Here is a 4,672-nt window from a genome sequence, read left to right on the forward strand (position 1 = left end):
GAGGGGGGTGAGCCGTGCTTGAAAGCTTAGACGTAGAAGCGATCCTCCGCCGCGCACTTTCTGCCGCCGGCGACTTCGCCGAGATCTACTACGAGGACAACAGCTTCACCGGCATCTTCGGCGAGGAGAGCAGGGTGGAACGTGTGCTTTCCGCCACCGACCGCGGCATCGGCATCAGGGTCATCTCAGAGCTGAGCACCGCCTACGGCTTCACCAACGACCTGACGCTCGACTCGCTCCTGCGGCTGGCCGAGACCGTGAGCCGGGGAGCGCGCGGCGGTGCCTTCGGGGGTGACATCAACCTCTCCCGGCTCCAAAGCGGCGGTTTCCCCATTGCCGTCGCACCGGACCAGGTCCAACTCGTCGAGAAGATCGCCATGGTGAACCGTGCCGACCGTGCCGCCCGCGCCGTGGATGCGCGTGTGAAACAGGTGCAGGCCACCTACCGCGATTCGCAGGTGAAGAGCCAGACGGTGAATTCTCTCGGCGAGTTCCGGGAAGACCTGACGGTCTCCACCGTTTTCCTGGTGCAGGTCGTGACGCAGGAGGGCGCGGTGACCCAGACCGGCTACGAGCCGGTGGGCGCCCAGCGCGGCTTCGAGTTGTTCAGGGATACCACGCCGGAGGAACTCGCGGTGAAGGCCGCGTCGCGCGGTGTGATGATGCTGGGGGCCCGGCAATCGCCGGCGGGGCAGTTCCCGGTGGTACTTTCCAGCGAAGCGGGTGGGACCATGGTGCACGAGGCGATCGGTCATGGACTAGAAGCCGACCTGGTCCAAGCCGGCACCTCGGTGTACAAAGGGAAGCTCGGCGAGAAGGTCGCCTCCGATCTGATCACCGTCATCGACGACGCCACCATCCCCTACGCCCGCGGCTCCTTCGCATTCGACGGCGAGGGGACCCCGGCACAGAAGACCGTGCTGGTGGAAAACGGCATCTTGAAGGGGTACATGTACGACCGGCTCTCCGCCATGAAGGACGGCTGCGCCTCCACCGGCAACGGCCGGCGCGAGTCCTACCGGACCCGCCCCATCGTGCGGATGACCAACACCCTGATCGCACCGGGAAAAAGCGATCCGGCGGAGATCGTCAAGAGCGTCGACCAGGGGCTCTTCGTGCGGCGGATGGGGGGTGGACAGGTGAACACGGTGACCGGCGATTTCGTGTTCGAAGTTTCCGAGGGGTACCTGATAGAAAACGGGGTGGTGGGCGAGCCGGTGCGTGGGGCGACGCTGGCAGGAAACGGTCCGGACGTCCTGAGAAAGATCACCATGGTGGGGAACGATCTCGGTTTCGGGATCGGGACCTGCGGCAAAGACGGACAGGGCGTCCCGGTAGCCGACGCCCAGCCGACCCTGTTGATCACAGGGATCACCGTCGGGGGGAAGAAACAGAAAAGCTAAAAGATTTATTTAACAGGGATGAAGGGGATTAAGGGGATAAAACCAAAGAAAATACTTGGTTAAAACCAAACCTAATTCAACAGGGATGAACAGGATGAAAGGGATAACACCTAAGAAAAATGTTTAAAGGCAGGGGCCAATCTTTACTCAAAAGATTGGCCCCTGATTTTAGCCTTTATCCCCTTCATCCCCTTCATCCCTGTTAATAATGGCCTTGATTCTAGTAAAGCAGTAAAGGTTTAACCCGGTTTAAGCCTTTATCCCTTTCATCCCCTTCATCCCTGTTAAATTTGCTTGGTTTTTATTCTTCTTCCCGATTCTCTTCCTGTTCCTGTTCCTGTTTCCCTTCCTCTTCCAGTCGCTTCGATAAAGCCGCCAGCTTGGGCGCGATAGCTTTCCCCACCCACATCTGCGGATTCGACTCGGTCTCGCCCTGCTCTCTCTCCCAGGTCCGGATCAGTTTCCTCGCCTCTTTGAAGGCCTTGGTGAAGGAGTAGGTGTGACGGAGTGCGTCATCCACGTAGGCGGACCCAAACCAGGTGAAGTTCTCCCCGTTGCCACAGCCGAACGATTCATGATTGGCGTCGGCAGCCGTGATCACCACCGTGTTCTCATCCTTCAGCGGCGCCAGGAAACCACCGGAGTAGCAGGCGGAGACTACCACGACCTTCCATTTGATCCCGGACCCTTGCACTATCCGCTTCAGGCCGTCCGGAGTGAGCCCCTTTAATTCCAGCGGCTGGTTATTGACCGAGAGCTCGTGCTCCTTGGAGCCATGCGAGGTCAGGTACAGGAAGAGGATGTCCTCGTCGCGGTTCATCACCTGTCCTACCCGCGCCAGCGCCCGCGCAAGATTGCTGTTGGTGGCAAAGGGGAGCGTGCTGCCGGTCTTGGGGTTGTTGACCAGCATGACGGTGCGCCCGTAGGCGCCAAACCGGGTGCTGAACAGCCGCTCGGTTGCGCTCAACTCCTTGAGGAAGACATCCTGGGTGGCGTCGCCGGCGAAGCCGACGAAGTAGAGATCGGTCTCTCCCTGGACACCGTGCCGCAGCCCGGCCAACTGGCCGTCAAGGAGCCGCGCCTGGGCCCCGAGCACCTCTTCGGTCACGTGCAGTTCACCGCTCTCGGCGCCTTCGCCGGAACTCACCCACAGGTCCGGACGGGGGAAATACCAGAGCGCCGGCACCACCAGCAGCAAAAAGAGAAGCGGCAGCACCATCCTGCGCCGCGTCGGGAACGACCGTGCCGACCGGACCAGGAACAGCAGCGCGGTGACCGCCCACCACCAGAAGAAACGGTAGTAGTGCGGTGCTTCCAGGTAATCGATCAGCCAACTGAGCCGGGATACCTGGCTGCTCGCTTCCAGGGCGGCATGGGTGAGCTCGATCGGGATGCTCAGCGAGATGAGGGCAACCGGGACGAAGGTGGTCAGCTCAGGCCGGGAGAGCCATTTCCCGACCAAGAAGCCTAACAGCAAAAAGAGCGGAAGGTGAAAGAAGAAGGTCTCCACGGCGGAGACCGAGAAGACGCCGCGCTTGCCGAGCAACAGGAAGGAAACGGCTAGATTCAGCAGAAAATCAGCCAAGGCGACCACTGCCAGGTCGGCTGTGCTCCGGAACCATCGGTCGGCACCCACCCGGAGGAAGAGGGAGGCCCGCAAGCCGCTGTGAAGATTCAAAAAAAGCTGCCGGATGAGCTGCCCCTTCTTGGCGGGGGGAAGCGGTGTGATGTGATCGTTGGCAGGGGGCTCACTAGTAACGACCGGGTCACCGGTCGAGGTCTCTTTATTTTCGGTTTCAGGTTGCTGCAGTTCGCTCGTCATGACCAAGGATAATACCATGACCCGGCCATTTGGCAGAAGGATTTCATGAGGCTTAGCGACAATTTTCTATAAATTTGCGTTCTCAATTGCCGTCAATCCTGCTACGATTATGCGTCTGTGTCCGGGTAAGTGAGAGTAGAGACTGAAACGGAGGAGTGCCGGGCACAAAGACCACTTGAGAGGTCAAATCATGAACAGTAAATGGACCAAGAACAGCTGGCGAAGCTTTCCGGCCAAGCAGCAGCCCGTCTGGCCGGCGGGCCCGGCGCTGGAGGAGTCGCTGAAGACGCTTTCGCAGCTCCCGCCGCTGGTCTTCGCCGGGGAATGCCAGACCCTGAGGGGACAGCTCGCCGATGCGGTGGAAGGTAACGCCTTCGTCCTGCAGTGCGGCGACTGCGCCGAGGACTTCTCGCGCTGCACCGGCCCGGACATCCGGGAGCTTTTGAAGGTGATCCTGCAGATGTCGGTGGTGCTCGCCTGGGCCGGCGAGAAGCGCGTGATCAAAATCGGCAGGATCGCCGGGCAGTACGCAAAGCCTCGCTCTTCCGACACCGAAACGGTGAACGGCATGGAGATCCCCTCCTACCGCGGGGACATGGTGAACAGCCCCGATCCCACGGCAGAGGCCCGCACCCCGGACCCGCGCCGGATGCTGGAGGGATACTACCGGGCAGCAGCCACCTTGAACCTGGTCCGCTCCTTCACCCTCGGCGGCTACGCCGCATTGGACCGCGTGCAGGCCTGGCACCGCGCTTCGCTGGACGCCCTGCCGGCCGGGCAGAAGTACGAGGAGCTGGTACGACAGATCTGGAAGACGATAAGGTTCATGACCGCCGTCGGCCTGGACCCCCAGCACACACCGCAACTGAACCAGACCACCCTCTACACTTCGCACGAGGCGCTGCTGCTCGACTACGAGGAGGCTCTCACCAGGATGGACTCGACCACGGGGGGCTGGTACGACTGCAGCGCTCACATGCTCTGGATCGGCGACCGCACCCGTCAACCCGACGGCGCGCACGTGGAGTTCCTGCGCGGGGTGCGCAACCCCCTTGGCATGAAGGTGGGCCCCAACCATGACCTCGACGAGCTCAAGCGGATCATCGAGACCCTGAATCCGCACAACGACGCGGGAAGGATCACCCTCATCACCCGATTCGGCGCCGACAGGATCTCGGACTACCTGCCGCAGCTGCTCCGCGAGATCAAGCAGGAAGGGTTCAAGGTGGTCTGGAGCTGCGACCCGATGCACGGCAACACCTACCAGAACGAGTACGGACAGAAGTCCCGCAAGTTCGAAGAGATCCTGAGGGAGATCCATTCCTTCTTCCAGATCCACGCCGCCGAGGGGACGGTGGCCGGCGGCGTACACCTGGAGCTGACCGGCGACCACGTGACCGAGTGCACCGGCGGCAGTCGGCAGCTGATGGACAAGCACCTGCACCAG

General features: G+C 61.4%; 3 protein-coding genes. 2 read left to right on the plus strand and 1 reads right to left on the minus strand.

The features are described 5' to 3' along the window. Positions 1-14 precede the first annotated feature (14 nt). Positions 15-1,403 (plus strand): TldD/PmbA family protein, encoded by a 1,389-nt coding sequence (locus tag VJ604_RS05335; RefSeq protein WP_324080343.1) that lies wholly within the window; start codon positions 15-17, stop codon positions 1,401-1,403. A 301-nt stretch (positions 1,404-1,704) separates the two neighbouring features. On the opposite strand, the gene VJ604_RS05340 is transcribed toward VJ604_RS05335, so the two are convergent. Then, the gene (locus VJ604_RS05340) at positions 1,705-3,225 is read right to left on the minus strand and encodes a C13 family peptidase (protein WP_324080344.1); all 1,521 of its coding nucleotides are present in this window, start codon (positions 3,223-3,225) and stop codon (positions 1,705-1,707) included. A 190-nt stretch (positions 3,226-3,415) separates the two neighbouring features. Between VJ604_RS05340 and VJ604_RS05345 the strand changes: the two genes are divergently transcribed. After that, positions 3,416-4,672: 3-deoxy-7-phosphoheptulonate synthase class II (locus tag VJ604_RS05345; protein WP_324080345.1), on the plus strand; the 1,257-nt coding region annotated here is incomplete at its 3' end.

Origin of the sequence: Geomonas sp. (assembly GCF_035254065.1) — a bacterium.
Classification (GTDB): domain Bacteria; phylum Desulfobacterota; class Desulfuromonadia; order Geobacterales; family Geobacteraceae; genus Geomonas.